The organism is Kitasatospora sp. NPDC001309 (genome assembly GCF_042896295.1).
Classification (GTDB): Bacteria; Actinomycetota; Actinomycetes; order Streptomycetales; family Streptomycetaceae; genus Kitasatospora.
In genome coordinates this window covers 1-23,722 of the sequence record NZ_JBIAXC010000014.1, presented here as the reverse complement: position 1 = coordinate 23,722, position 23,722 = coordinate 1, and the positions used below count along the sequence as shown (strand labels likewise).

At 73.3% G+C, this 23,722-nt stretch carries 23 protein-coding genes; 7 read left to right on the top strand and 16 right to left on the bottom strand.

The window, feature by feature from the left end; all coding sequences use genetic code 11:
* Window positions 1-31: 31 nt before the first annotated feature.
* A complete protein-coding gene (locus ACFY2K_RS16565; RefSeq protein WP_387711942.1) occupies window positions 32-1,636 on the bottom strand; it encodes a neuraminidase (sialidase) in 1,605 nt (534 codons plus the stop codon).
* Window positions 1,637-1,986: 350 nt separating this feature from the next.
* Between ACFY2K_RS16565 and ACFY2K_RS16560 the strand changes: the two genes are divergently transcribed.
* Window positions 1,987-3,789 (top strand): HSP90 family protein, encoded by a 1,803-nt coding sequence (locus ACFY2K_RS16560; protein WP_380530131.1) that lies wholly within the window; start codon window positions 1,987-1,989, stop codon window positions 3,787-3,789.
* Window positions 3,786-5,930 (top strand): hypothetical protein, encoded by a 2,145-nt coding sequence (locus ACFY2K_RS16555; protein WP_387711939.1) that lies wholly within the window; start codon window positions 3,786-3,788, stop codon window positions 5,928-5,930. Before ACFY2K_RS16560 ends, ACFY2K_RS16555 begins: the two co-directional genes overlap by 4 nt.
* A 99-nt stretch (window positions 5,931-6,029) precedes the next feature.
* Here ACFY2K_RS16555 and ACFY2K_RS16550 read toward each other — a convergent pair whose 3' ends face one another.
* Entirely contained in the window at window positions 6,030-8,432 is a 2,403-nt protein-coding gene (locus ACFY2K_RS16550; protein WP_387711936.1) for an SAM-dependent methyltransferase, read from the bottom strand.
* 15 nt (window positions 8,433-8,447) lie between these two features.
* The gene (locus ACFY2K_RS16545) at window positions 8,448-8,825 is read right to left on the bottom strand and encodes a hypothetical protein (RefSeq protein WP_387711933.1); all 378 of its coding nucleotides are present in this window, start codon (window positions 8,823-8,825) and stop codon (window positions 8,448-8,450) included.
* 172 nt (window positions 8,826-8,997) lie between these two features.
* On the opposite strand from ACFY2K_RS16545, the gene ACFY2K_RS16540 reads away from it, so the two are divergent.
* On the top strand, window positions 8,998-9,714 hold the full coding sequence (locus ACFY2K_RS16540) for a flavodoxin family protein (protein ID WP_380530142.1): 717 nt from the start codon (window positions 8,998-9,000) through the stop codon (window positions 9,712-9,714).
* Window positions 9,715-9,816: 102 nt separating this feature from the next.
* On the opposite strand, the gene ACFY2K_RS16535 is transcribed toward ACFY2K_RS16540, so the two are convergent.
* The 9 genes from ACFY2K_RS16535 to ACFY2K_RS16495 form a co-directional block, all read right to left on the bottom strand.
* Window positions 9,817-10,239 (bottom strand): hypothetical protein, encoded by a 423-nt coding sequence (locus ACFY2K_RS16535; protein ID WP_387711930.1) that lies wholly within the window; start codon window positions 10,237-10,239, stop codon window positions 9,817-9,819.
* A 35-nt stretch (window positions 10,240-10,274) separates the two neighbouring features.
* Complete coding sequence (gene folE, locus ACFY2K_RS16530; RefSeq protein WP_380530148.1) at window positions 10,275-10,868, bottom strand: GTP cyclohydrolase I; 594 nt, start codon at window positions 10,866-10,868, stop codon at window positions 10,275-10,277.
* A gap of 51 nt (window positions 10,869-10,919) precedes the next feature.
* Complete coding sequence (locus ACFY2K_RS16525; protein WP_387711926.1) at window positions 10,920-11,543, bottom strand: PIG-L deacetylase family protein; 624 nt, start codon at window positions 11,541-11,543, stop codon at window positions 10,920-10,922.
* A complete protein-coding gene (locus ACFY2K_RS16520) occupies window positions 11,537-12,400 on the bottom strand; it encodes a 5'-3' exonuclease H3TH domain-containing protein (protein ID WP_380530191.1) in 864 nt (287 codons plus the stop codon). The genes ACFY2K_RS16525 and ACFY2K_RS16520 overlap by 7 nt, the downstream gene beginning before the upstream one ends.
* Window positions 12,400-12,723 carry a glycosyltransferase gene (locus ACFY2K_RS16515; protein ID WP_387712155.1) on the bottom strand — a complete coding sequence of 108 codons (324 nt, stop codon included), beginning with the start codon at window positions 12,721-12,723 and terminating at the stop codon, window positions 12,400-12,402. The genes ACFY2K_RS16520 and ACFY2K_RS16515 overlap by 1 nt, the downstream gene beginning before the upstream one ends.
* 28 nt (window positions 12,724-12,751) lie before the next feature.
* Window positions 12,752-13,801: a MerR family transcriptional regulator gene (locus ACFY2K_RS16510; RefSeq protein ID WP_380530154.1), complete on the bottom strand. Its 1,050-nt coding sequence runs from the start codon at window positions 13,799-13,801 to the stop codon at window positions 12,752-12,754.
* On the bottom strand, window positions 13,795-14,013 hold the full coding sequence (locus ACFY2K_RS16505; RefSeq protein WP_380530159.1) for a hypothetical protein: 219 nt from the start codon (window positions 14,011-14,013) through the stop codon (window positions 13,795-13,797). Before ACFY2K_RS16505 ends, ACFY2K_RS16510 begins: the two co-directional genes overlap by 7 nt.
* Before the next feature lie 238 nt (window positions 14,014-14,251).
* Window positions 14,252-14,737, bottom strand: coding sequence for a DUF427 domain-containing protein (locus ACFY2K_RS16500; protein WP_387711922.1), 486 nt, complete (start codon window positions 14,735-14,737; stop codon window positions 14,252-14,254).
* Window positions 14,734-15,333: a sigma-70 family RNA polymerase sigma factor gene (locus ACFY2K_RS16495; protein ID WP_387711919.1), complete on the bottom strand. Its 600-nt coding sequence runs from the start codon at window positions 15,331-15,333 to the stop codon at window positions 14,734-14,736. The genes ACFY2K_RS16500 and ACFY2K_RS16495 overlap by 4 nt, the downstream gene beginning before the upstream one ends.
* A gap of 275 nt (window positions 15,334-15,608) precedes the next feature.
* On the opposite strand from ACFY2K_RS16495, the gene ACFY2K_RS16490 reads away from it, so the two are divergent.
* Window positions 15,609-16,142 carry a DUF4383 domain-containing protein gene (locus ACFY2K_RS16490; protein ID WP_380530168.1) on the top strand — a complete coding sequence of 178 codons (534 nt, stop codon included), beginning with the start codon at window positions 15,609-15,611 and terminating at the stop codon, window positions 16,140-16,142.
* Window positions 16,139-17,653 (top strand): cryptochrome/photolyase family protein, encoded by a 1,515-nt coding sequence (locus ACFY2K_RS16485; protein ID WP_380530171.1) that lies wholly within the window; start codon window positions 16,139-16,141, stop codon window positions 17,651-17,653. The genes ACFY2K_RS16490 and ACFY2K_RS16485 overlap by 4 nt, the downstream gene beginning before the upstream one ends.
* Before the next feature lie 8 nt (window positions 17,654-17,661).
* Here the strand turns inward: ACFY2K_RS16485 and ACFY2K_RS16480 are convergent, their stop codons facing one another.
* Window positions 17,662-17,826 carry an FAD-dependent oxidoreductase gene (locus ACFY2K_RS16480; protein WP_387711914.1) on the bottom strand — a complete coding sequence of 55 codons (165 nt, stop codon included), beginning with the start codon at window positions 17,824-17,826 and terminating at the stop codon, window positions 17,662-17,664.
* 24 nt (window positions 17,827-17,850) lie between these two features.
* The gene (locus ACFY2K_RS16475) at window positions 17,851-19,716 is read right to left on the bottom strand and encodes a glycosyltransferase family 4 protein (RefSeq protein WP_387711912.1); all 1,866 of its coding nucleotides are present in this window, start codon (window positions 19,714-19,716) and stop codon (window positions 17,851-17,853) included.
* A gap of 437 nt (window positions 19,717-20,153) precedes the next feature.
* Here ACFY2K_RS16475 and ACFY2K_RS16470 point away from each other — a divergent pair, with 437 nt between their 5' ends.
* A complete protein-coding gene (locus tag ACFY2K_RS16470; RefSeq protein ID WP_387711910.1) occupies window positions 20,154-21,503 on the top strand; it encodes a nucleotide disphospho-sugar-binding domain-containing protein in 1,350 nt (449 codons plus the stop codon).
* Between the two features lie 103 nt (window positions 21,504-21,606).
* Entirely contained in the window at window positions 21,607-21,909 is a 303-nt protein-coding gene (locus tag ACFY2K_RS16465; protein ID WP_380530183.1) for a DUF3040 domain-containing protein, read from the top strand.
* A 60-nt stretch (window positions 21,910-21,969) separates the two neighbouring features.
* Here ACFY2K_RS16465 and ACFY2K_RS16460 read toward each other — a convergent pair whose 3' ends face one another.
* The gene (locus tag ACFY2K_RS16460) at window positions 21,970-22,623 is read right to left on the bottom strand and encodes a hypothetical protein (protein ID WP_380530185.1); all 654 of its coding nucleotides are present in this window, start codon (window positions 22,621-22,623) and stop codon (window positions 21,970-21,972) included.
* A gap of 265 nt (window positions 22,624-22,888) precedes the next feature.
* Window positions 22,889-23,092, bottom strand: coding sequence for a hypothetical protein (locus ACFY2K_RS16455; protein WP_387711908.1), 204 nt, complete (start codon window positions 23,090-23,092; stop codon window positions 22,889-22,891).
* Window positions 23,093-23,722 lie beyond the last annotated feature (630 nt).

Sequence of the window (23,722 nt, the reverse complement as noted above, 5' to 3'; positions counted from 1 at the left end):
AGCTCCTCCGCGCCGGCAGCCGCCGGTCGGGTCAGCGCCGCAGGTGCTGCACGGCGCGCGGGCCGGCGGCGGGCGCCCCGGTGCGCGCCGCCCCGGTGGTCGGTGCGGCCGCACCCGGGCTGCGCAGGGTGTCCGGCCGGAAGCGGCCGCTGTACACGTCGGTGGAGTTCAGCGGGGCGCCGCTGTTGGCGGTCACCAGCACCGGGCGGATCCGGTGGCCGTCGGTGATCAGGGCCTGGTAGTCGCCGAGGAAGTGGCCCCCGGCGTACGGCGCCTGGAGCCAGTCGAAGACCGGCGAGATCTGCCGCTCGACCGGACTGTTCTCGCCGCCGCGCGGGAAGCTGAGCAGCCAGGCGGCGGTGGGCAGCGCGGTGGTGTCGTCCGGGGTGAGGTAGCGCAGGTCGTAGTAGCTGACGGCGACGGTGCCGTCGGCCGTCACGGTGATCGACGGGGTGAACGCCGGCGCTCCCGGGGCCTGGTTGAGCCGGGTCGGGCCGCTCCAGGTCCGGCCGCCGTCGGTGGAGTGCACCAGCTGGATCGCGTCGTACCTGCCGCCGGTGGACTCCGAGCCCTCATAGGCGAGGTACAGCTCGCCGGTCTGCGGGTCGATCGCCACGCTGGGCAGTCCGGCGCCGGCCCGGAGGGACTTGGTGGCGTCGGTGGGCGCGTTCGGGTGGACCTCGGGGACGGAGGTGTCGGCGGCGACCCGGACCGGCGGGCTCCAGGTGCGGCCCTGGTCGGTGGAGCTGACCATGCCGAAGTGCACGTCGCTGACGGTGGTGGCGGTCGCGTCGGTGAAGGTGATCCAGTCGAAGAAGTCGTACAGCGTGTCGGTGCGCGGGTCGACCACGATCTGGTTGCCGATGGTCTGGGTGTTCGGCGTCGTGGCCGTGGTCACGAAGGGCTTCGCCGGGGACCAGGTCCGGCCGTGGTCCCGGGTGACGGACAGGTAGCCCGGCCCGTCGAAGACCGGGGTCGGGCCGGTGGTCTGGTCCACCCGGTCCCAGACCTGGTAGGCCACGCCCGGGTGCACCGGGTCGGCGGTGACGGCGTTCTTGTCGTCGGTGATCGCCGGGTCGTCGTCGCCGATCAGTTCGGTGACGTGCTGCCAGCTGCGCCCGCCGTCGGTGGAGGTGGCGGCGGCCACCGCGCTGCGCGGCGTGGTGGCGTCGAAGACCAGGGCGCTGGCGTACGCGGTGCCGTCGGGGCCGAAGCTCACCCAGCCGTCGGAGGCCCGCTGGTAGGCCAGCCCGCCCGGCGCGCAGTGGGTGAAGGGCAGCGCCGTCTGGGTGAAGTGCACGCCGTCCGTGGTGTAGCTGGAGCTCAGGCCCCGGGCACCGCCGTTGGACCAGCGGTCCTGCTGGTAGACGGTGATGGTGTTCGCCGGGTCGAGCGGGTTGGCGGCGGCGTACGGTTCGTCCTCCGCGCCCGGGTGGTTGGTGCCGTCGCCGTCCGCGCCGAGGTCGCAGGAGGCGTACGGATCGCCGGGTGAGATCACGGCGAGCGGTGCGCCGGGCGAGGTGTCGGGCGGGTTCGTACCGTCCGTGGTCGCGCCGGCCGGGGTGCCGGCGGCGACGGCGGCGAGGAGGAGCGCCGCGGTCGCGGTGGCGAGCGGTGCTCTGGTGCGGAACTGCATGGAGACCCCCATGGTCGTCGGCGGTACGTGCCTGGTGTCCTGGGTGGTGCCGCGCTGTGCTCTGCTCCGGTGCCGAACGGGAGTCGGCGCCCGGTCGGCCGTGCGTGTCGCCCGCCCGGTCGGCCGCGCGAGTCTAACCAGCCGGAGGGGGCGCGCCAACGGTCCGCGTGCGCTCCCTTACCAAGTCCGCACCATCGGCCGCTGTCCCCGCGCTGACCTGCGGTTATCTGAGCGCACCCCGGCCGCTGCCCGGTCGGTCGACCTTCCGGGCGCCCGTCGCGCGGATATTCGGTTTCCCGTGTCGTACCCCCGTTCTAGGGTGCTCCCGAACCGACCTGAGAGAGAGTCCGTTGAGCCGAACCTTTCGCGTCGACCTGCGCGGCATCGTCGACCTCCTGAGCCACCACCTCTACACCAGCCCGCAGGTGTACGTGCGCGAGCTGCTGCAGAACGCGGTGGACGCGATCACGGCCCGGCACCCGGGCGACGCCGCCGCGGCGGCGCGGGAGGCCCGGATCGCGATCGCCTCCAGCGACGCCAACGGCGACGGCTCGCTGACCATCAGCGACAACGGCATCGGCCTCACCGAGGCACAGGTGCACGAGCTGCTGGCGACGATCGGGCGCAGCTCGAAGCGCGACGACCTGGGGTTCGCCCGGCACGAGTTCATGGGGCAGTTCGGCATCGGCCTGCTCTCCTGCTTCATGGTCTCCGAGGCCATCGAGGTCACCACCCGCCGGGCCGGCGAGCCCACCGTGCGCTGGCACGGCTCCTCGGACGGCGGCTACACCGTCGAGCTCGCGCCCGCCGACGAGCAGCGCGCGGAGCCCGGCACCACCGTCACCCTGCGCCCCCGCCCCGGCTGCGAGCACCTGCTCACCCGCCGGGCCGTCACCGAACTGGTCGGCCACTACGGCGCCCGGCTGCCGCACCCGGTCACGGTGGACGGCACCACGGTCACCGGCGGCCCCGCCCCCTGGGACCGCCCCGAAGGCGAGGGCGAACCGGCCCGCCGCGCCCGCCTGGAGGCCTACTGCGAGGAGGTCTTCGGCTTCGCGCCCTTCGACGTGATCGACGTGGCCAGCGCGGAGGCGGGCCTGCGCGGCGTCGCCTTCGTCCTGCCGATGCCGGCCAACCCGGCCGTCCCGGCCGCGCACCGGGTGTACCTCAAGCAGATGCTGCTCGCCGAGGGAGCCGAACGCCTGCTGCCGGAGTGGGCCTTCTTCGTACGGTGCGTCGTCGACACCTCCGAGCTGCGGCCCACCGCCAGCCGGGAGGCGCTCTACGAGGACTCCCTGCTGGAGGCGACCCGCGACGCCCTCGGCGACCGACTGCGCGGCTGGCTGGTGCGGTTGAGCCGCCAGGAGCCCGCGCGACTGCGCTCCTTCCTGCGCGTCCACCACCTGGGCGTCAAGGCGCTGGCGCTGCACGACGACGACATGCTGCGCCTGGTCGCCGATTTCTGGCCGATGGAGACCAACGTCGGCCCGCTCACCCTCGCCGAGTTCACCGACCGCTACGGCCTGCTGCGCTTCACCCCCTTGCTGGACGAGTTCCGGCAACTCGCACCGGTGGCCGCCGCGCAGGGCCTGGCCGTCGTCAACGCCGGCTACGTGTACGACGCCGAGCTGGTCGACCGGCTCGCGACGGTGGACCGGGCCCTGGAGGTCGAGCAGCTGCGCGCCGCCGACCTCACCACCCACCTGCAGCGCCTCGACCCGGCCGACGAACAGGCGATCGCCCCGTTCCTGGCCGTGGCCGACCGGGTGCTCGACCGGCTCGGATGCGACCTGCTGGTCCGCTCCTTCGAGCCCTCCGGACTGCCCTCGCTCTACCTCCTGGACGAGGACACCGCGTTCCAACTGGACGTCCAGGGCGCCCGGGAGCAGGTGGACGAGACCTGGGCGGCGATTCTCGGCAGCTTCCAGGCCGACACCCCGCCCCGGCCCCGGCTAGTGCTCAACCACCGCAACCCGCTGGCCCGCCAGGTCCTCGCGCTGGCCGACCCGGAGCTCCAGGGCATGTGCCTGGAAGGCCTGTACACCCAGGCGCTGCTGCTCGGGCACCATCCGCTGCGCCCGGCCGACACCGCGGCCCTCAACCAGTCCTTCCTCGGCCTGATCGGCCGGGCCGTCGCCGGAGGTGCGCGATGAGCCGTACCGAGAAGGAGCTCCGCCGGCTCTACGACAGCACCTTCGGGATGCCCACGGGGGCGGCGAAGTTCGCCGCACTGGAGGAGGTGATCCGGCACGCCGACGCGCTCGGCCTGGTCGAGTTCGCCTTCGACGTGCGGATGTCGGCGACCTCGGTCTTCCAGCACAGCTGGGCGCCGGAGAAGGCCTTCCTCACCTTCTCCTGGTGCCTGGCGGCCTACGACCGGGAGCCGCACCGCTTCGGCTCCGGACACGAGCACACCCTGCTGTGGCAGTTCAAGTGGATGGTCTACAGCGTCTACCAGTACCCCGAGATCCCGCTGCAGCGGGGGACGGACCTGCTCGCGGACATGGAGCGGCGCTACCGCCGGGGCGGCCACAGCATGCACGCCGTCCTCCAGCACCGCGGAGAGGCCGCGCAGTCCATCGGCGAGATCGAGCGGGCCCAGGCCCACTACGAGGAGATGGCGCTCACCCGCCGGGACGCCCTCTCCGACTGCGCGGGCTGCGTGCCGAGCAGCCAGGTGCAGACCCTGGTGGCACTCGGCCGGGACGAGGAGGCGATCCGGATCGGCGAGTCGGCGGTCCGCTCCGGCTGCACCGAACAGCCGCAGCTGATCTACTCCGAGCTGCTGCTGCCGTTCCTCCGCTCCGGCCTGGGGGAGCGGGCCGTCGAGGCGCACCGCGCCGCCTACCGGAGGATCCGCGACAACCCGCACCACCTGGGGGAGTTGGCGCTGAACCTGCTGTTCTGCGTGCACAGCGGCAACCTCGGGCGCGGACTCGACCTGATCGAGCGCCACCTCTCCTGGCTCGACCGGCCGCGCACGCCGCTGACGGAGATGGAGTTCGCGGCCGCCGCCGTGGCCGTCCTGTCCCGCAGCCAGGAACAGAACGGCGGCGACGGCGACGTGGTGCTGCGCTTCCCCACCGTGGAGGGGAAGCGGCGCCCGGACACCCGCGTGGCCGACCTCGCGGTGGAACTGCGCGAGCGCGCCCTCGGCATCGCGGAACGCTTCGACGCCCGCAACGGCAACACCCACCAGAGCACCCGAATACGCGGCTGGATGGACGCCGGCCCGATCGGCGAGCCCACACCGCTGTCGGTCTTCGAGCGCGACCTGAACTCCCGCAGTGGGGAGGGCCTCCGCGGCCTGCTCGACCAGGTCGCGGCCCGGACGGCGGCGGGTGACCTGACCGGAGCGGCCCGCACCCGGGCGGCCACCGCGGCGGCGCTGCTCGCGGACGAGCAGTACGCCGAGGCCTCGGAGGCTGCCGAGGAGGCCGTTCGCGAGCTCGACCGGCTCGGCCTGACAGCGGATGCCGCAGCCTGCCGGTGGGTGCTGGCGCGCGCCTACCGGATGCACGGCGGGAGCGGCAGCGGCGCCCGGGTACTGCGCGACCTGCTGGACGCGGACCCGTGGGGACAGGAGCTGCGGGGCGGTGGCCCGGTGGCGCTGCGGTCGGAGTCGGTGCCGGTGCCGGTGCTGCCATCGCTGCCCTCAGCTCCCTCGCTCCCGTCGCGCCCGGAGGTCGAAGCCGCCCTCGGTTGGTGGCTGGGCTACGGTGCCGAGGGCGCGGCCTGGGGGCTCGCCGCAGCGCGTGGCTTCGCGGCCGCCGGGCGGGAGGAGGAAGGGCTGACGGCACTCGGCGAGGCGCTGGCCCGGCACCCGGACGCCGACGCCGAACCCGTGGACGGCGTCCTCGCCGACCTGCTGGGGGAGGCCCGTACGGTGCTCGACCGGCTCCTCGGTGCGGCCGGTGTGCCGGGCCCGGTCGTCGCGCCCACCGTCGTCATCCTGATCGCCTATGCCGAGCACCTGCGCGCCGTCGGGCGGCTGGAGGAGGCCGCCGACCGGTTGCGGGCGGCCCGCGCCCTGCTCGACGCACACCCGGACACCGAGGCTGCCGAGCGGCGGGGCACGGTGCTCACCGATCTCGGAGAGGTGCAGCTGCAACTCGGCGACGTGGCGGGCGCCGAGGAGTTGGCCCGCGCCGCCATCGCACTGTTGGACGAGCCGGACGAGGCCTGGGAGGAGGCCCTGCTGCTCGGCAAGGCCCTGCGGGCCCGGGGCGCCGAGGAGGAGCTGACGAAGGTCCTGGCCTGCTACGGCCTGGACCGGGAGGACCTGGACGATTGACCCGACCAGATTCACCTGAGCAGATTCACCTGACCTGACCTGACCTGACCTGACCTGACCTGGTCCGAGTGCTACGCGCCCGACGGCACGGTGGCGCGCCTACCGCTCGCTCTCCCACAGGGCGAGCTGGACGGTCCGCAGGGCGGTGGCCGACTGTTCCCAGCCGTGCCACCAGAACAGCCCGCCGTCCTGGCCGGCCTCGGCGGCGAGCGCGGTCAGGTGGGCCCAGGGGCCGGGTGGGATGCCGAACCGGGGCCGGGCGGCGAGCCGCCGGGCCGCCTCGGCCTCGACCGGGACCATGCCGACCAGCGGGAACGGCGTGCCGTCCGCGGTCCGGCCGGTGCCGTGCAGCATCGGGTGGAGGGTGATCGGGTCGAGCAGCAGGGTGAGCTCGGCGCCGGGCACCGGGGCCGGGCCGTCCTGCCAGCCGAGACGCCGGCCGCTCGACCCGACCTTGGGCACGGGCTGTCCGTCGAGGGTGACGCCGTCCACCGCGACCCGCAGGTGGGCGCCGGTGTCCGGCCGGGACGGCAGCCGCAGCCGGTAGTCGCCGTACAGGCAGGGCGGCACGTCCGGCAGCGACTGGTCGAAGGGGACGGTGACCGCGTCCACCTCGAAGTCCGCCACCTCGAAGCCCGTCACTTCGAAGCCCGCCGGGCCGAGCAGCACCGCCGCGGTGACGGGTTCGCCGTCGACGCTGACGTGCAGGCGCGGGAGCGCGCCGGGGGCGTCGGACACCACGTCCACCTGGACGCCACGGGCTCGGTACCCGCCCACCAGGTCGGCGAGCGGCGGGGTCTCCGGCAGCGGGTATTCCGTCAGGCGGACAGCGCGCGTGACGGAACCCGCAGTACCGCCGACACCGGTAGCGCTGACGGTGCCGACGAGTCGGCGCCGGCCGTCCCGGCCGAACTCGGTGCGCAGTTCGCCGCCGCTGCCGTCCGGCTCGCGCCAGCGCAGCACGCCGCGCTCGTAGCGCGGGTCGGCGATCCGGCGGCCGTCGATGTGGACCCGGTGTCGGGGCGGGTCGGTCGCGCGGCCCAGGACGTAGACGGAGAGTTCGCCGTCCGGCGTGCCGTACAGGCCGGTCCAGGGGTAGAGGGCGTCGTCCAGAACGGATTCCAGGTCCTGGCGGAGCGACGGCCAGGCCGTGATGCCGTCCCGCAGCAGTGCGCGCGCCTCGGACTTGCGGGTGAGCAGGGTACGCAGCCGCCGCGCGGCCTCCGGGGTGGGCCGGTGCCGTACGCCACGGGCGGCGGCCTGGAGGGCGAGGTCCTCGCGCTGGGACAGTAGGGCGCGTTCGGCTGCGCCGAGCTCCGGTGGCGCCCAGTCGGCGACGGCGGCCGCGGGCTCACGGACGTAGCGTGCGCGCAGGGCGCTGTCCTCGCCGAGGGCGAGGACGAAGCGGGCGCCGGGCGTGTCCTCCTGCCAGTGGTACGCAGCCGGAATGCGGAAGTCGGCGAAACCGTCGAGCGCGGCGCGTTCGCGCGGGCCGTACTCGTCGATGGTGCGCAGCGGCCCGTCGGGCGTGCGGACGGTCTGGCCGGGCTGGAGCAGGCCGAGGCGGCGGAGCACCTGGGGGTCGGCCGGTGCGGCGGCGGTGGGAGCCAGGTACCAGGTGGAGGCGCTGGTGACGGTGCGCTGCACGGCCGGGTCGCGCAGGGCGGCGACGGTGTGCTCGGCGGTGACGGGTTCGAGGCCGCGGTAGCGGGCGCCGATGTAGTTGACCACGGTGTGGTCCGGCCCGTAGACCTCCTCCAGCCGGTCCAGCAGGACGGGCAGGTGCCGGTTGGTGAACCCGGCGCGCTGGTAGTCGAGTTCGCCGACGACGCCGACCTGCCAGAGCACCAGGTGCAGGCTCGGGTCGATGCGCCGGCCGCGGATCAGCAGGTCGGATGCCTCGAAGGTCTGCATGCCGGGGGTGCTCGGGTCCACCCCGAGGTCGGCGCAGAGCACGTCCAGGGCGCTGATGCCGGGCCGCATCACGGCGCGGTGCCCCTCCCGGCGGGCGATCCGGACGGCGCGGTGGGAGGAGAGCACGAAGATGCCCGGGTGGCCGTAGAAGACCGCGGCCACCCGCCGCCCCGCGCGGACGAAGTGCAGCACGGCCTCGGACATCTGGACGTACGTCAGGTAGCGGTCCTTGGCGTCGTCGTAGAGGACGCCGAGGTCGTAGGCGTCCGGGCGCCAGGCGTTGATCCGGACCACGGTGGCCGGGTCCGCCACGCAGTGGAAGACGTGGTCGGCCTCGCGGAGCAGGCGCTCGTCGGCCCGGGTGAACCCGGCCGCCTCGATGCCCGAGCCGAGCACCGTCAACTCGCCCTTGGCGCCACCGTATTCATCACAGGATTCACGGCCGGAACGGCCGGAGTCACCGCCGGGCGGGCCGGCGGCGGCGATCGCGCGGGTCAGTTCGGCCCACCGCTCCTGGTGCTCGTACTGGGACGGGAAGCGGTCGAAGGGGCGGGTGTAGTGATGGCCGGAGGGCAGGTCGTGGTCCATGTGTGCGGCGCGGCCTCAGACGGTGTCGGGGGCGTGGGCACCCTCGGTGGCTGCGACGGTGACCAGCGGAGTCAGCGCGTCGACCAGGAGCGGCGGGTCGAGCTGGACGTACGTCTGCACCACCTGCGGTGCGGGCTCCGCCAGGGCGGTGGTGGTGTCGAGGTCGAAGCCCATCTGAGTGACCTGCGGCGGCAGCGGATCCATCTGGGTGACCTGCGGCATGGGGCTCTGCGGCAGTGACCCGGCGGTAGCGAGGTCCGTGGCGGTGTCACCGGCCAGGGTGAGGTCGAAGTCCACGTCGATGTCCACGACGTCGACGGGCAGGCTGTTCGTTGTGAGCGTGAGCACGGCGGTCACTCGTCCCCTCGGGGCCATGGTGGAAGGCGAGTTCATGCTACTGATCAGGCGTTCGGTCGAACAGGGGCCGAGGTCCCGACCCGACCCCGGGCGGGGCCCCGCCGTCAGGCAACCGGCCCAGCCCCGCGCGCGCCCGCCGACCCGGCCTGGTGAGCTGTGCGGGGAGCCCGCCACCGACCGGCCTCCCGGACCGCCCGAAGGAGACCCCGTGCCGGACCCGACGACCTCGTACGCCGACCTGCGCGCCCTGGTGATCAACTGCACCCTCAAGCGCTCCCCGGAGCGCAGCCACACCCAGGGCCTGATCGACGTCAGCACCGGAATCCTGCAACGCCAGGGCGTCGAGGTCGAGGTCCTCCGCGCCGTCGACCTCGACATCGCCACCGGCGTCTGGCCGGACATGACCGAACACGGTTGGGAGACCGACGAGTGGCCCGTCATTTACTCCCAGGTGATGAGCGCGGACATCTTGACGTTAGCTGGTCCTGTGTGGCTGGGAGACAACTCATCCGTGATGAAGAAGGTCATCGAGCGTTTGTACGCCTGCTCGTCGATCCTCAACTCCGAGGGTCAGTACGCCTACTACGGCCGGGTCGGCGGCTGTCTGATCACGGGTAACGAGGACGGCGCCAAGCACTGCGCGATGAACGTCCTCTACAGCCTCCAGCACCTGGGCTACGTCATCCCGCCGCAGGCCGACGCGGGCTGGGTCGGCGAGGCCGGGCCCGGGCCGTCCTACCTCGATCCCGGCTCCGGCGGCCCGGAGAACGACTTCACCAACCGCAACACCACCTTCATGACCTGGAACCAGCTCCACCTGGCCAGGATGCTCAAGGATGCCGGCGGCATCCCGGCCCACGGCAACCAGCGCTCCGAGTGGGACGCCGGCTGCCGCTTCGACTTCGAGAACCCCGAGCACCGCTGAACCGCTGGCGGTATTGAGCCAGGAGCAGGTGGCTGCGGCCGTCGCGAGCTGGCAGGTTGGGTGTCTTGAGGTGCCAGCGTCGGTATGCCTATGGCCTGGTGATCACGAGGTGAGAGACCTGCCGATGACCAGGTCCATGGACGCCTTGATGCTGTCGGCGGTGTGACCAAGGCGCCGGAGGCGGTCGATCGCCAGGAGCAGGGCCTGAGCGGCGGTGTCGGCCGCGTAGATCCCGGTGAGGCCGTCGGGCTGGTCCGCGTCGTCGCCGATCCACTCGGAGAGGTTCTCCACGCCCAGGTCGTCCAGGAGGAGGCCGTGGGAGGCGTCGACCTCGCCGACGACGGCGAACACGGCCTCCAGCCGGGTGTGGGCCGCACGCTCGCAGTGCAGCCCGGGGGTCTGGGGGAGGACCTCGGAGTCGTAGGTGCAGCCGGCCGGTGGAGAGGCCTTCAACTGCTGCCAGACCTCGGCCGTCGCCGCGTCGGTGCCCAGCGAGGCCGTGAGGGTGAAGGTGTGGACAGGCACGGTGGGGTTCCTGGTGTGTCGAGGGTGGGAGGTGGTCAGGGGCGGACGGGGAGCGCGAGGCGTTCGATTCGGGTGGCCAGGTCGGGGTCGCTCTCGGTGCGGCCGAGTCGGCACATGGTGGTGGTACGGACCGAGGTGGCCTTGACGCCGCGCATGCTCATGCACAGGTGCTCGCCGGCGGTGTAGACGGCGACGTCATCGGTCCCGGCGGCCTTGGCGAGGTCGTGGGCGACATCGTGGGTGATGCGTTCCTGGAGCTGGAGAGCGTGGCTATGGGCCTCCAAGTGCCGTACCAGCTTGGACAGGCCGAGGACGGTGGTGGCCGGGACGTAGGCGATGGAGACGTCGAGGCGGAACGGGAGCAGGTGGTGCTCGCAGACGCTCCACGCCTCGATGCCGGTCAGCAGGACGAAGTCGCCGTACTGGCGCTCGTGGGCGAAGCTGGTGTCGAGCCGGCCGGGGTTGTGGTCGAGGAACTCTCCCCACCAGTCGGCGACTCGGCGGGGTGTGTCCCTGAGGCCGTCGCGGTCGGGGTCTTCGTCGAGGGCGTGCAACAGCTGGCGGGTCAGCTCTGCGACGCGCGGGCGGTCGACTGGGCGGCGCTGGGTTTGCACGGGTATGGACGTCATAGTCATCCCTCGGGGTGAGTTGACGGTGGAGGGGCCGCGAGGTGCGGAGTATCAGAGGTGGGTGGCGCCGGGCAGACAACCGAGGATCGGCACGGAGGTGAACGCCTCCGCGTACCGGGTGCCGATGCGGGGGCCCCAGAGCCGACCGAGGGCCTCGGCCATGGGCCCGAAGTGCTGCTCGATCGGCTGGCTCGCGTGCTCGCGCAGCGCCGCCATCTTGGCGTCGAAGGTCGCGGTGGCGTCCACGATCACGTCGGCGCGCACCGGCCCGTCGAGGGTGAGCGAGCTGTAGGTGTCGCAGGTGTAGAAGCGGGTCGGCCGGCCAGTGGCGATCCGGGGCTCGGGGACGGCCACGAGCACGGTGGCGGCGACCGCCCGGTGCTCGGGGTGGACATCGCCCAGCGGGTGGGTGATGACGATCTCCGGCTGCGCCTCCAGCAGCTGCTGCTGCACGGTGGCGTGGTCGAGCCGGGGGACCTGGCGCAGGTCGGCGCCGAGGGCCGCCGCTCCCTTGCGGGCCTCGGCGCCGCGGACGTCATCGCGGTGGGGGATGACGACGGTGACGACGGCGTACCTGGCGTGGAGGGCGAGGGTGGCGCCGGCCCACAGCTCGGCGTCGTCGGGGTGTGCGAAGACGGCCAGGATCGAGCCCGGCACGGCGCCGCTGGTCACCACAGCCCGAGCTTCGCGACGACGTCGGCGGGCTTCGGCAGCTGGGGGCTGGCCTCGCCGCGGAGGACGACGGGCACGTCCAGGTCGCGGCGCACCGTGATCATCGCCTCCCAGCGGAGCACGTCGGCCCAGGCGGTGGTGATCGCGGTGCCCTCGGCGCCGGTCAGCCGCCCGGAGCCGGGCAGGCCGTGCAGCAGCATGCCGCCACGCAGCAGGGTGGCGGCGACCTTAGGGCCGACGCCGCGGACGCCGGGGATGTTGTCGGACTTGTCGCCGGTCAGGGCGCGGAAGGCCGGCCACTGGGCCGGGGTGACGCCGAAGCGGGCGACGACCTCGTCGGCAGTGATGATCCGCTGGGACGACTTCCGGGAGCGGTTGAGGATGCGCACACGGTCGTCGAGGAGCTGGTAGAAGTCCATGTCCCGCGACATGATTAGGACCGGTCGGGAAGCGGCGGCCCGGGTGGCGAGGGTGGCGATGACGTCGTCGGCCTCGGCGTTCTCGACCTCGGCCCACCGGATCCCGAGTGCGTCCAAGCCGTCCTTCACCGGGGCGAGGAACTGCAGCGGCTTGAGTGCCTCCGGTGTCGCCTCCCGGTTCGCCTTGTACTCCTGGTCGGCGGCCACGCGCTCGGCGGAGCCGTGCTCGCCGTCGAAGACGACCAGGACCTCAGGGGGCGCGACGTCGACGTCGTCGCGGATCGCCGCGCGCAGCAGGGCGAAGAAGGCGAACAGGCCGGTCAGCTCGCGGGTCTTGTCGCGGGAGTGGATCGGCGCGGGGAAGCCGAAGGTGCCGGCCCACAGAAGGTTGAACCCGTCGACGAGCAGCAACGGGGCAGGGGTTGCTGGGGTTTCGGGCATCACGACACCGCCTCCATGAAGAAGTCAGCGATTCGGCGGGGCTCGAACTGAGCCGCCCGCCGATACACGGTCTGTGTAGTCGCGACGTACAGTATGTCATCTTCCAGGAGGGTTCGTGCCGCCTTGTGGAGTGCGGCCGGGCCTTCACCGTGGTCGACGAGGAGGTGGTCGCCGTGGCCGGTCGGGCCGATCAGGGTAGGAAGGTTGCCGACCCGGTAGGCGACGACCGGGGTGCCGACGCTCATGGCCTCCAGCGCCACCAGGCCGAAGGTCTCCTTGTGACTGGGGACGATCACCACGGCGGCCTGGGCGAGCCAGGGCAGTACCGCGGACGGGGTCAGCGGCCGGGCGTCAGTGGGTGACGGCCTGTTCGAGGAGGTCGACGGCCTCCGCGAGGGTGGCGGGGCGGGCTGCGCCGCTCGGCGGCTGGTTGCGGGCCCAGCCGGGACCGGCGGCGACGACCACCGCCCCGCCGCGGGAGCCGTGCGGGCCCCACGCGCTGTCGCTGACCGTGCGTACCAGCTCGCGGTCCGCGGTGTGCCGGTCCTGGGACCAGATCATCACGGCCCCCGGGCCGATCCGGTGGACGGCGTCCAGCAGGGCCCGGTGCGGGACGGCCGCGCCCAGCATGCGGAAGGCGACCGCGCGCTCGGTCAGCGCCGCGGCCGTCGCTTCCAGGGGGAGGGTATGCAGTTCGAGGGGAGTCGCGGTCAGCAGGACAGTCCTTGTCCGCCGGGCGGTGTACGCGCCCACGGCCACGCTCCGCAGGGCACTGGAGACGTGCCAGGACAGCAGGTGTTCGACCTCGACGTACTGCTCGCCGTCCGCCGCCCACTTGCGGCCCGCGGCACGAAGGGCGGGCATCATGACGTCCGTCCACGCGTCGACCACCCCCAGCGTTTCCAGCGCTTCCCGGAGGATCCTGGAAATCTCCGGCGCGTCGAGCCGCACCGCCGCCCGGGCCAGGCCCCGGCACTCAGGGCGTACCGTCCCGACCCCCAGGGCGCGGCTTCCACCCGGGCCGGGGCCGGGCCGGTTGCGGCCCCGGGAGTTCGCTTCGGGCCTGCCAGGGGCGGGATGCGGACTGCCGTCGCGTTCGGCCAGGGCCGCGCGGGCGGCCTCGCCCGGCGGTACCCCGCGTGCTGTCAGGCGGCACATCGTCTCCAGGACCGCGATGTCCTGCTGGTTCCAGCGCCGGTGGTGTCCGGCCTCGCGGTGGGCAGGACCGATGCCGTAGCGGCGCTCCCAGGAACGGACGGTGGTGGGTGACACCCCCAGTCGCCGGGCCACACCGCCGGTCGGCAGCCCCACGTCCTCCAGCGGACCGGAGACGGAGTCCGACGCCGCGGGCTCCGCCCCGACGGGCAGTCCGGCAGCGTGGCCCGGCGACACGGTCACCATCCGGCGATCCGCCCCACGGCGAAGCCCACACAGCACACCACCATGGCGGCGATGACCAGCAGCGGGATCCAGCCCGGCCAGGCCGTGTGCAGCTCGACCGACTCCGGGGTGGAGATGCCCGCGCAGGTCGAGGCCTCGCACTCGGGCGTCTCGGTGGGCGGGCTCACGGGCTGCGGGCGCCCGCCGGCGGGGAGTTGGTGGTAGGTGGTCATGATGTCCTCCCGCTGTGTGCGGTGGTGCGGGCGATCCGATTGGATGCGAGCCCGGCCGGTACGGTGCGCGTCGGCCCGGAGCGAACTCGGGCCTGCCCGAAGCCCTTCGGGCCCGTCGCAGGTCCGGCGGTTCAACGTCTCCATGGTGCGTCTGCCTGCTCCCTGTCCCCAGCCGCAGCGTTTGCGCACCGCCACCGGAACCCGGTTCCGTCGTACTCGGCGGTGCTCGACACGTCTCCTACCAGCCCGAGGTGCCATGCCCGCCCTTGAACGGGCCGGTGATCTCCCGGGTGATCCACCCTCCGTAGAAGTCGCCGTCCTGGGCGTGCACGGCCTCGCCGTCGACGGTGCAGAGGTCCACCCGTCCCGGGTAGAACGCCAGCATGCCGCGCAGTTCCCGGTACCCGGGGAGCAGATGCGGGTAGCTCCACGCCGCCCGCACCGCCGTGCGGGAGTCCACTTTCAGGTCCCAGTAGCGGGCCCGGCCCTTCCACTCGCACACGCTCTCACCGTCGGCGGGGCTCAGCAGTTCGGTGGCGACGTCGTCGGGCGGCAGGTAGAACACCGGCGGGTGGCTCGTCTCCAGCACCCGCACCGCCTGCGTCGTGGACGCCACCAGCTTCCCGGCGAACCGCACCTCGACGAGCCGGCCGCGGGCGGAGCGGACCGCCGGAGGCCGCGGGTAGTCCCACACCGACTCCGTACCGCGACCTGCCACCGTCATCGTCCCGCCCCCGTCAGACGGTTGGACCCGGGCCAGGCCCGCAGCCCGGCGCGCGCTTGCCTCGTGCACGGGAGGTCGGAGCCAACGTCGAAGGCGGCCCTGAGCCGAATGAGCGCGTCGCGGATGCGGGTCTTGACAGGACCCAGGGGCACGCGGGTCCGCTGCGCGATCTCCCGATGTGAGTACCCGCCGTAGTAGGCCAGCACCACCGCCTCGCGTTGCGCCGAACTCAGCTCCGCGAGGGCAGACCTGACCCGCAGCCGGTCCAGGGAGCGGACCACCTGCTCCTCCGGCGTATCGCTCGGCACAGGCCCGCGAGCCGCGACACGGTGGTCCCGCTCGGCAGCCGCCCGGACGCAGCGCACTCGATCCACCGCACGGTGATGCGCAATCGTCAGCGCCCACGTCATCACCGACCCCCGCTCAGGCCGGTAGACCGCGGCAGTGCGCCGCATCTCCAGCAGGACCTCCTGGGCGACCTCCTCGGCGTGTGCGGGGCTGCGCAGCGTCCGCAGTGCGACTCCGTACACCGGTGCGGCGACCGTGCGATACACACGTTCGAACGCACGCTCGTCGCCGCGCGCCGAACGCTCCACGAGAGGACGTAGATCGGAGGCCTTCGGCACCCTGCTGCCGCCGGGGGCACTGCCGACACGACCTTGCCATGGTGAGGTCACGCCGTCACGGTGCAGCGATTCGGCACGGGAGAGAAGCCGAAGCGTTTGTGCAGCGTTTTGATCCAGCCGGGAACCCGTCCGTCCGGTAAACGGTGCGGTACCGCTGCAACTGTTGCGGCCGGTTGCGGCGGCCGAATCTGCGGGGGAGGCCGCGTGCCTCGCGCCCACCCGATGACCGAGAAGTGGAGCCGACCATGAAACTGCACGATGAACTGCCGGTCGATCACCGTCTGTCCCAGGTCTACCGTGCCGGCGCCGGACTGTGCGGTGCGGCCCTGTTCGTGTTCGGCGCTCTCGGCCTGGTGGACGGGCTGTCCTTCTTCAGCACCTCCGGTGAGAGGATTGCCGGTCTTTCCAGCAATGGTCTGCTCAGTCTCGTGTCGGTGGTGACCGCCGTGGTGCTCGTCGTCGGCGCGCTGATCGGCGGGAACACCGCCTCCACGATCAACATCACCGTGGGCACGCTGTTCGTCCTCAGCGGCTTCGTCAACCTGGCGCTGCTGGACTCGTCGGCGAACATCCTGGCCTTCCGCATGCCGAACGTGCTGTTCAGTTTCGTCATGGGGCTGGTGATCGCCACCTTCGGCATGTACGGGCGGGTGAGCGGAAAGCTGCCGCTCGACAACCCCTACTGGCGTCACCGCCACCCGCGGCCGGCTCTTCGGGACGGCGCCGCGGCCCTTCCCGGCGGGACGGGACGGGCCCTCCTGCCCGGGCGTCCGGTATGAGCGGCCCGCGCCCGCACTGGGTGTTCGGCGACCAGCTGGGGCCGCACTTCCGCGTCCCCGCGCAGGACGGCCCGGACCCGGACGCCCCGGTGGTGATGATCGAGGCCCGGTCCGTGCTGCGCCGACGGCGTTTCCACCGGGCCAAGGCCCACCTGGTGCTCTCGGCCATGCGCCATGCCGCGGCCGCCCTCGGGGACCGGGTGCGCTACGTCCAGGCCGACACCTACCGGGAGGGCCTGGCCCGGGCGGTGGGCCGGCAGCAGATTACGGTGTGCCACCCGACCTCGCGAGCCGCCCTCGGCCTGGTGGACGGCCTCCCCCGGGTGACGGTGCTGCCACCGCGCGGCTTCCTCGTCCCCTTCGCCGACTTCCGCCGCTGGGCCGGCGAGCCGGGGCAACGGCGCCTGCTGCTGGAGGACTTCTACCACCGGGTGCGCCGCGCCGAGCACCTGCTGCTGGAACCGGACGGCAGCCCGGCCGGCGGCCGCTGGAACCTCGACCGGGACAACCGCGAGCCACCGCCCAGGGGAGCCGCCGCCCTCCCACTGCCGCCGCCCTTCGCGCCCGAGGAGGACGGGATCGACGAGCAGGTCCGGGCCGACCTGGACCGCTGGGAACGCGCGGGCGAGGTCGCCTTCGTCGGCCGGGACGGCCCGCGCCGCTTCGCCGCGACCCGCGCGGAGGCCGAACGGGCACTCGCGCACTTCGTCACCCACCGACTCCGCGACTTCGGCCGGTACGAGGACGCCATGCTCCACGCCGACCCGTGGCTGGCCCACAGCGCGCTGTCCGTCCCGCTCAACCTCGGCCTGCTCGACCCGGGCGAGTGCGTGCGCGCCGCCGAGGCCGCCTACCGGGCGGGGCAGGTGCCGCTCAACAGCGCGGAGGGCTTCGTACGGCAGGTCGCCGGCTGGCGCGAGTACGTCTGGCAGCTGTACTGGCACCTCGGCGAGGGCTACCGCGACGCCAACCGCCTCGGCCACCACGAGCCGCTGCCGGCCTGGTTCCGCGACCTCGACGCCGACGCCGTCACCGCCCGCTGCCTGGCCCGCGTCCTCGCCGAGGTCCGCGACCACGGCTGGGTGCACCACATCCCCCGGCTGATGGTGCTCGGCAACTGGGCCCTGCAGCACGGCTGGGACCCGCGCGAACTCACCGACTGGTTCCACCGCTGCTTCGTGGACGGCTACGACTGGGTGATGACCGCCAACGTCGTCGGCATGTCCCAGTTCGCCGACGGCGGACTGATCACCACCAAGCCCTACGCGGCGGGCGGCGCCTACCTGAACCGGATGAGCGACCACTGCCGCCCGTGCCGCTACCGGCCCACCGAACGACTCGGCGAGCGTGCCTGCCCGTTCACCACCGGCTACTGGGCCTTCGTCCACCGCCACCACGACCTCCTCGCCGCCAACCACCGCACCGCGCAGGCCGCCGCCGGCCTGCGCCGACTGGACGGCCTGCCGGAACTCCTGGCCGCCGAACGCGCCCGCGGCCAGTCACCGCCGTAGCTCGCCGCTCAACGTCCGCTCAGGTACCCGCTCCTTGAGCATCCGTGCCTGAGGACCGCGTCGGTGCGCATCCGTCCGCCCGTCTCGTCGGCGGCCTCCACGACCATGACGTCCTGTCCGGCCGCGGTCAGGTCCGGCGCGGCCGGGCCCGCGCCGACCGCGCCCGGGTCCACTGGTTGTCTCTCGTCGCACCCTGCTCACCGGCTTTCCGTCGAGTGCGGGCTGCGCCGCGGGCGGTGGTGGCCCGTCGGGCAGGTGGCGTGGTAGGCGTGCGCGAGGGACTCGGCCATGGTGTCGACGCCGAACCGGTCACGGACCGTCGCCGCCCCGGCCGCCGCCATCGCCGCCAGCTCGGGCGCGGGTGTGCGCAGGAGGGACTGCAGGCCTGCGGCCAGGCCCTGCGGCGACTCGGTGACCAGGAGCCGTCCGTTGACACCGTCACGCAGGTAGTGGGAGGCGCCGCCGCGGCGCGGGGCGGCGACGGGCAGGCCCGCCTCCATGGCCTCCAGCACCGCCAGTCCGAACTCCTCCTTCGCGCTGGGGCACACGTACAGGGCTGCTCCGGACCGCCCCTGCGCCAGGACCCGCTCCAGCAGGCGCACGTGGTGGTTGGGCAGCGCCGGCCACAGGGCCGCCCGGCGCATCGCGACCGGTTGCGACCGCAGCAGCTCGCTCACCCGTCCTCGCACCGCCGATTCGACGGCGGTCGGCTCCCTGAGTGACCCGCCGACGAGCAACAGGGTCGAGCGGTTGTGCAGGCCGGCGTGCATCCAGGCCCGCACGAGCTGCTCCTGCTGTTTGACCGGGTGGAGCCGTCCCACGCACAGGAGCAGCGGCAGTTCGCGGTCCGCGGAGTCCAGTCCGTCGGCGTTCGCACCGCCTGCGAACAGCCGGGAGAGCATCGCGCGTGCGGTCGCGCCATCGTGCGGGGCCGGGCGGAAGGGGGCGATGCCTTCGGGCAGCGTGTGGATCGCGCGGCCCCGCAACTGCGGGAAGTGCGTGTGGAGTTCCTCGGTCCCGGACCGGCCGGGCATGGCCACGAGCAGGTCGGCGCGGGCCACGAGACGGTCGGCGACGAAGACCCGGTGCAGGTCCAGGCGCAGCGCGCGGCCCGCGTCGCCGGTGTGGACCGGCTCTGTGCCGGCGTGCCGTTCGTCCATGGAACGGTGCGGGTCGGGGGTGACGGTGAACGCGAGCTTGGCGCCGTGGCGCAGCGTGGCCTGGGCGACGGCGAGGGACGCGTCGTCGGCGAACCTGACGTGGGTGATGTCGGGTCGGGCGCCCGGGAGCTCGAAGACGCGGGTGGTCCACCAGGCCAGGGCGCTCCGATGGGCGGCGGCGGTCTCGGGATCGAGCGTTCCCGGCGTGTCCACGGGGAGCCGCACGAGCCAGTGCCCGGGACTCAACTCGTCCACCAGCGACTGGTGTTGTGACTCAGTTGGGTGGGTGGCGGTGAGGGTCAGGACTCGCGCGACGCGTGCGTCGGCCGTCAGGGCCTCGCCGAGTCCGGTCAGCAGCACGCTCATTCCGCCGCTGAGTCCGGCGCCCGGCTCCTCGAGGCGGCCCAGCAGCATCGACTGTGCGACCACCAGGGATTCCCGGAAGTGCTGAGTCAGGGCCTCGAACGCCGTCCTGAACCGCTGTCCGGCCGGGGACCCCGGGCGTGCCCGCTCGCAGCAGGCCGCGAGCAGGAGCCGCTCGTAGGCGTCTCCGGCCGTTTCCGGACTCGGCAGCACCAGATCACCGCCCGGTACCCCCGACAGGTAGCGCCACCGTGCGTGCAGGTGCGTCCGCGCGGCGGGTTTCAGCTTGATCACCTCTCGGGCCGAGAGCGGCCGCAGGGCGTTCGCGTCGGCGATGTCCAGCAGGAACGCCGTCTCCGCCGGACCGGGGGCGGCCAGCAGGCGCCGACGGACCTCCGCGGTCGCCGTCAGCCCCTCATCAAGGCCGGCACTGCGCTCCCACGCCTCGGCGAGTGCCGTCCGCTCCCACGCCGCCTGGTCCGGCGCAGCCCCGGCGGCCGCCAGCATCCATGCCGGGGCGGCCCGTTCGCGCCGCGCCATCTGGCGAAGCCGTGCCGCTCGCCGGTCGGAGCCCGACAGGACCGCATCGGGGTGGACCCACGAACCCCCGTACTCGGCCCGCGCGAGCCGACCGAGCAGGTCGCCACCGGTCACAGCAGCGAAGTCCTGGGTCCAGTAGCACCTGCGCCACGCCGCCAGGCTCCTCGCGTCGCCCCCATCGGCCCCCGACGGTTGCGGGGTCGTGGTCGGTGTGCTGTGGTGTGTCATCGGCCGTCCTCCCGAGCCGCCGGATCGTTCCGGCCTCCTTTTCGGAGACCGGTGGCCGAACGGATTGGATCCGGGCGCCCCTCCACCCGCACGGGCCGCAGGAGAGCGGCAGGGACGCGGTCGCGCGGCCGGCAAGGTCCGCGGCTGCCCCGGGATTGCTGGCATCATCGAAGCCGCACGCGAACCCACGGCCCCCGACGGAGGACACCATGGCCCGCGTCGTCGTGATCAGCCCGCCCTTCCACTCCCACGCCCGCCCGCTCGCCGCCCTCGGCGCCGCGCTGGCCCGGCACGGCACCCGCGTCGACTTCGCCTGCACCGGCGCGTTCGCCGAACTCGCCGCCCGCAGCGGCCTCGGCTTCGCCGAACTCGCGGTCACCCGCAACGCCAACCACGGCATCGCCGAAACGACCCGCCAGGGCCGCACCGAGGCTGGCCGCCTGCGCGAGTTCCTCGCCGCCACCCACCACGGACCGACCGCGACCCTCCTCGCCCAGGCCCGCCACCGCGCCGACGACATGCTCCCCGACCCCGAGCGCGTCCTGAACGAGCTCGGCGCCCTCGACACCGCGGTACGCCCCGACTGGTACCTCGTCGACCAGCTCGCCTACAGCGCCACCCTCGCCCTGCACTGCCTCGGCCTGCCCTACGCCACGTTCTGCCCCGGCCACCCCAGCTACCTGCCCGCCACCCCCGACGCCCACTTCGGCCTGCCGTACGCCTGGCCCGACACCCTGCGCCCGGACACCGCCGACCTCGGCCGGCTGCGCGCCGCGGTAGCGGCCAACGACGCGTCCTTCACCCGGGTCTTCCGGGCGACGACCCGCCGCCACGCCCCCGACCGGCCGGAACCCGGCCGTGCCTTCGCGCTCTGCTCACCGCACGCCGTCGTCTTCAACTACCCGCTTCTGCCCTGGCTGCCGCCCGCTCCGCCCGGGCCCAAGGCCATCTACGCGGGCCACCTGCTGCCGCACACCGGCACCGCCCCGCTGAACGGGCACTGGCGCAACGCGGTCACACGCCTGACGGCGGCGGGTCGCCCACTGACGCTCGTCGCCCTGGGGACGTTCCTGTCCGCCCGCCACGACGTCCTGGCCACCGCGACCGCCGGGATCCTGCGGCACACACCGGCCTCGGTGATCGTGGCCGCCGGCGACCACCTCGCCGAGCTCACCGCCCACCCGCTGCTGCGGGAGGCGCCGGCCGGGCGGCTGGAGGTCGCACCCGCCATTCCGCAGCAGGAGTTGCTCCCGTACGCCGCCGCCATGGTCCACCACGGCGGGAACAACTCCTTCACGGAGTGCCTGCACGCCGGCGTGCCCGCCCTGGTGCTGCCCTTCTCCAGCGACCAGTTCGCCATCGCGCACGACGCCGAACGCGCCGCCCTCGGCCGCTGCCTCGACCCCAACACGCTCACACCGGAATCCGCCGGCACCGCCGTCGCGGCCCTGCTCGACGGACAGGCCCGCGGCACCGCAGAGCTCAGCGCCCGTGTGCGCCCGCGGGGCCCCGAGTGGGCGGCGTCCTCCCTCCTGCGGCACATGCCCTCCCACCGCTGAAGACCGCGCCCCGCAACGGTCGATGTGCCAAACGCTGCGACTGGCGACGCGCCAGGACCGGCGGAGGCTGGACGAGGACCGGCGGATGAGAGGCGGCAGCACCGTGAACGCACCGTTGACCGACAGAGAGCGACACCTGCTGAACGGCATCGAGCAGCACCTACGCCGCGACGACCCGGCTCTCGACCGTCTGCTCGGGCGTCGGCCTTCGATCCTGACGCGGATCGGTCACCGCCCCCGGCTCCTCGCCGCCCTGGCCGCAGCGCTGGCCACCCTGACCGCATTCGCCGCGCTGTGTGCGAGCACGGGCGGACCGGCCACGCCGATGGCCGCAGCGGGTGCAGCCACAGGCGCACTCATGATGGCGCTCGTCTTCCGACGACTCGCGGCACTTCGCACGGTCTGACCTGCCCGCTCCGCGTTCCCGCGAACGGCCGCCACGAGCCGGGGGCTTGCGCGAACTCCGTCACCGCAGTTCAGCTACAGGTCCGCGTGACCGCAAGGGCTTGTGGCCCCGCCCCTCTGCCCACCTTCCCGGCGGCGGCCATGCACACTGCGGCGCTGCGCGCCGTCCGGCGGCGACGGCCCGGTCGAGGTGGTGGGCGAGCTCGGGCAGCTGGCCGTCCGGGTCGTTGCCGACGGTGATGCTGCGGGGCATCGCCAGGGCGATCGCGCCGGCGGCTGCCAGGACGAGGCCTTCGCCCTCGGTCAGGCCGTTCTCGTCGACCAGGATCAGCCCGCTGAGGACGAAGGCGAGGTCTGGGTGTACGCCGCCGTCCTCGTCGTCCCCGGGGTCCAGGTCCCGCCCGCAGGCGAGCACCGCGGCCGCGTACCCGGCCAGGCGCCGGCTACCGGTCCGCGCGGCCAGCTCCTCCACCCACGTGGCCGCTCGGCTGGCCGCGGCCGCCGCGATCCCCACCGCGGCCTCGACCCGTACCCGGTACCGCGCGTCGGCCCGCGCCACCTCCATCGCCTCCGCCGAGTCATGCCGCGCGCGGGCGGCACGGGCAGCCTCGAAGGCGGCCCGCTCGGCGGCGAGGACCGACACCGCACCGCCGCCGCTGTCGTGTCCGCCGCCGAAGTGCTGCTGGTCGTCGGACAGGGGAATCAGGTTCGTCATGACCGGTGAACCCCGCCGACGCCATCCCGCTCACGCCCCGGTTGCCGGGTTTCGCCCCACCAAAGCGCTGCTTTCGCCCCGCCAAGACACGGGATCTGCCTCGCTCCCCGCCGCAGGCCAGGGCGGATAGGCTGCCCGTGGCGCCCGCCGGACCCGAGACGCACAACCCGGGCCATCGCCGACGGGCGCCACCCACGAGGCGGGCCCGAGTCGGGCGCCGCGGGGCTGGCGCTCACATCGACCGGACGGCCCGCTCGCATCGCGGTCACACGTGCCCGGCGTGCTCGGGCGGGTACCAGCGCGGGCCCGGTCCGGACGGTCGCCACGGGTCGACGATCATGCTTACGGTCTCGATCCCGCAGGCCGTCACCGGCAGCGGGTCACCGGGCGAGTCGGGGTCGGAGCCAGTGGCGTGCACGACCAGGAGATCCGGCTGTTGCGGCTGCTCGATCACCACGAGGATGCCCACCACCTCACCCTGCTCCGGCGCCGGGCACCACCGCACCCGGTGACCCGCCAACAGGGCGCGGGACCGTCCTGCGGGTTCCGCCCTGCGGGGCGGCGCGTTTCGCCCCGCCGTCCCCACCGCAGGCCAACACCTTGGTGCGACTCCGCTCCCGCGACCGTGCCCGCGCCCGTCCAAGATCCGGCCGCCTGACAGTCCCTCGAACTGCGGCCGTGAAACCGCCGCACCTCAGCATTGAATCCGTTGGTGCGCACGCTGGCAGTCCCCGCGGGGCGCGTACACCTTCTGGTCTGACGGAACTGCACGGTTAAAGATGTAGCTGCTTTGCAGCGCGGCGTCCTGGGCGACGACGTGCCCTCTGATGCCGGCCTGCGGGGACATACCAGCTGCCGACGATGGCTCAGCCGCCAGGCCGACGGAGACGAGCACGCCGAGAAGCGCGGCGGACGTAACACGGAGAACGCGCATGGAAGGTCCTTTCACAGGTGGAGACACTGTTTCGTGGATGCCCGGTGCCCTACTGTCTACACCGCCGTGGCTAGTGTCCTGAGTCCTTGATCCGTCGGATGTATCCAGCGAGGGATTCGAGGATCTGGTCAGCGGTTTTGGTCCAGACGTAGGGCCGGGGGTCGG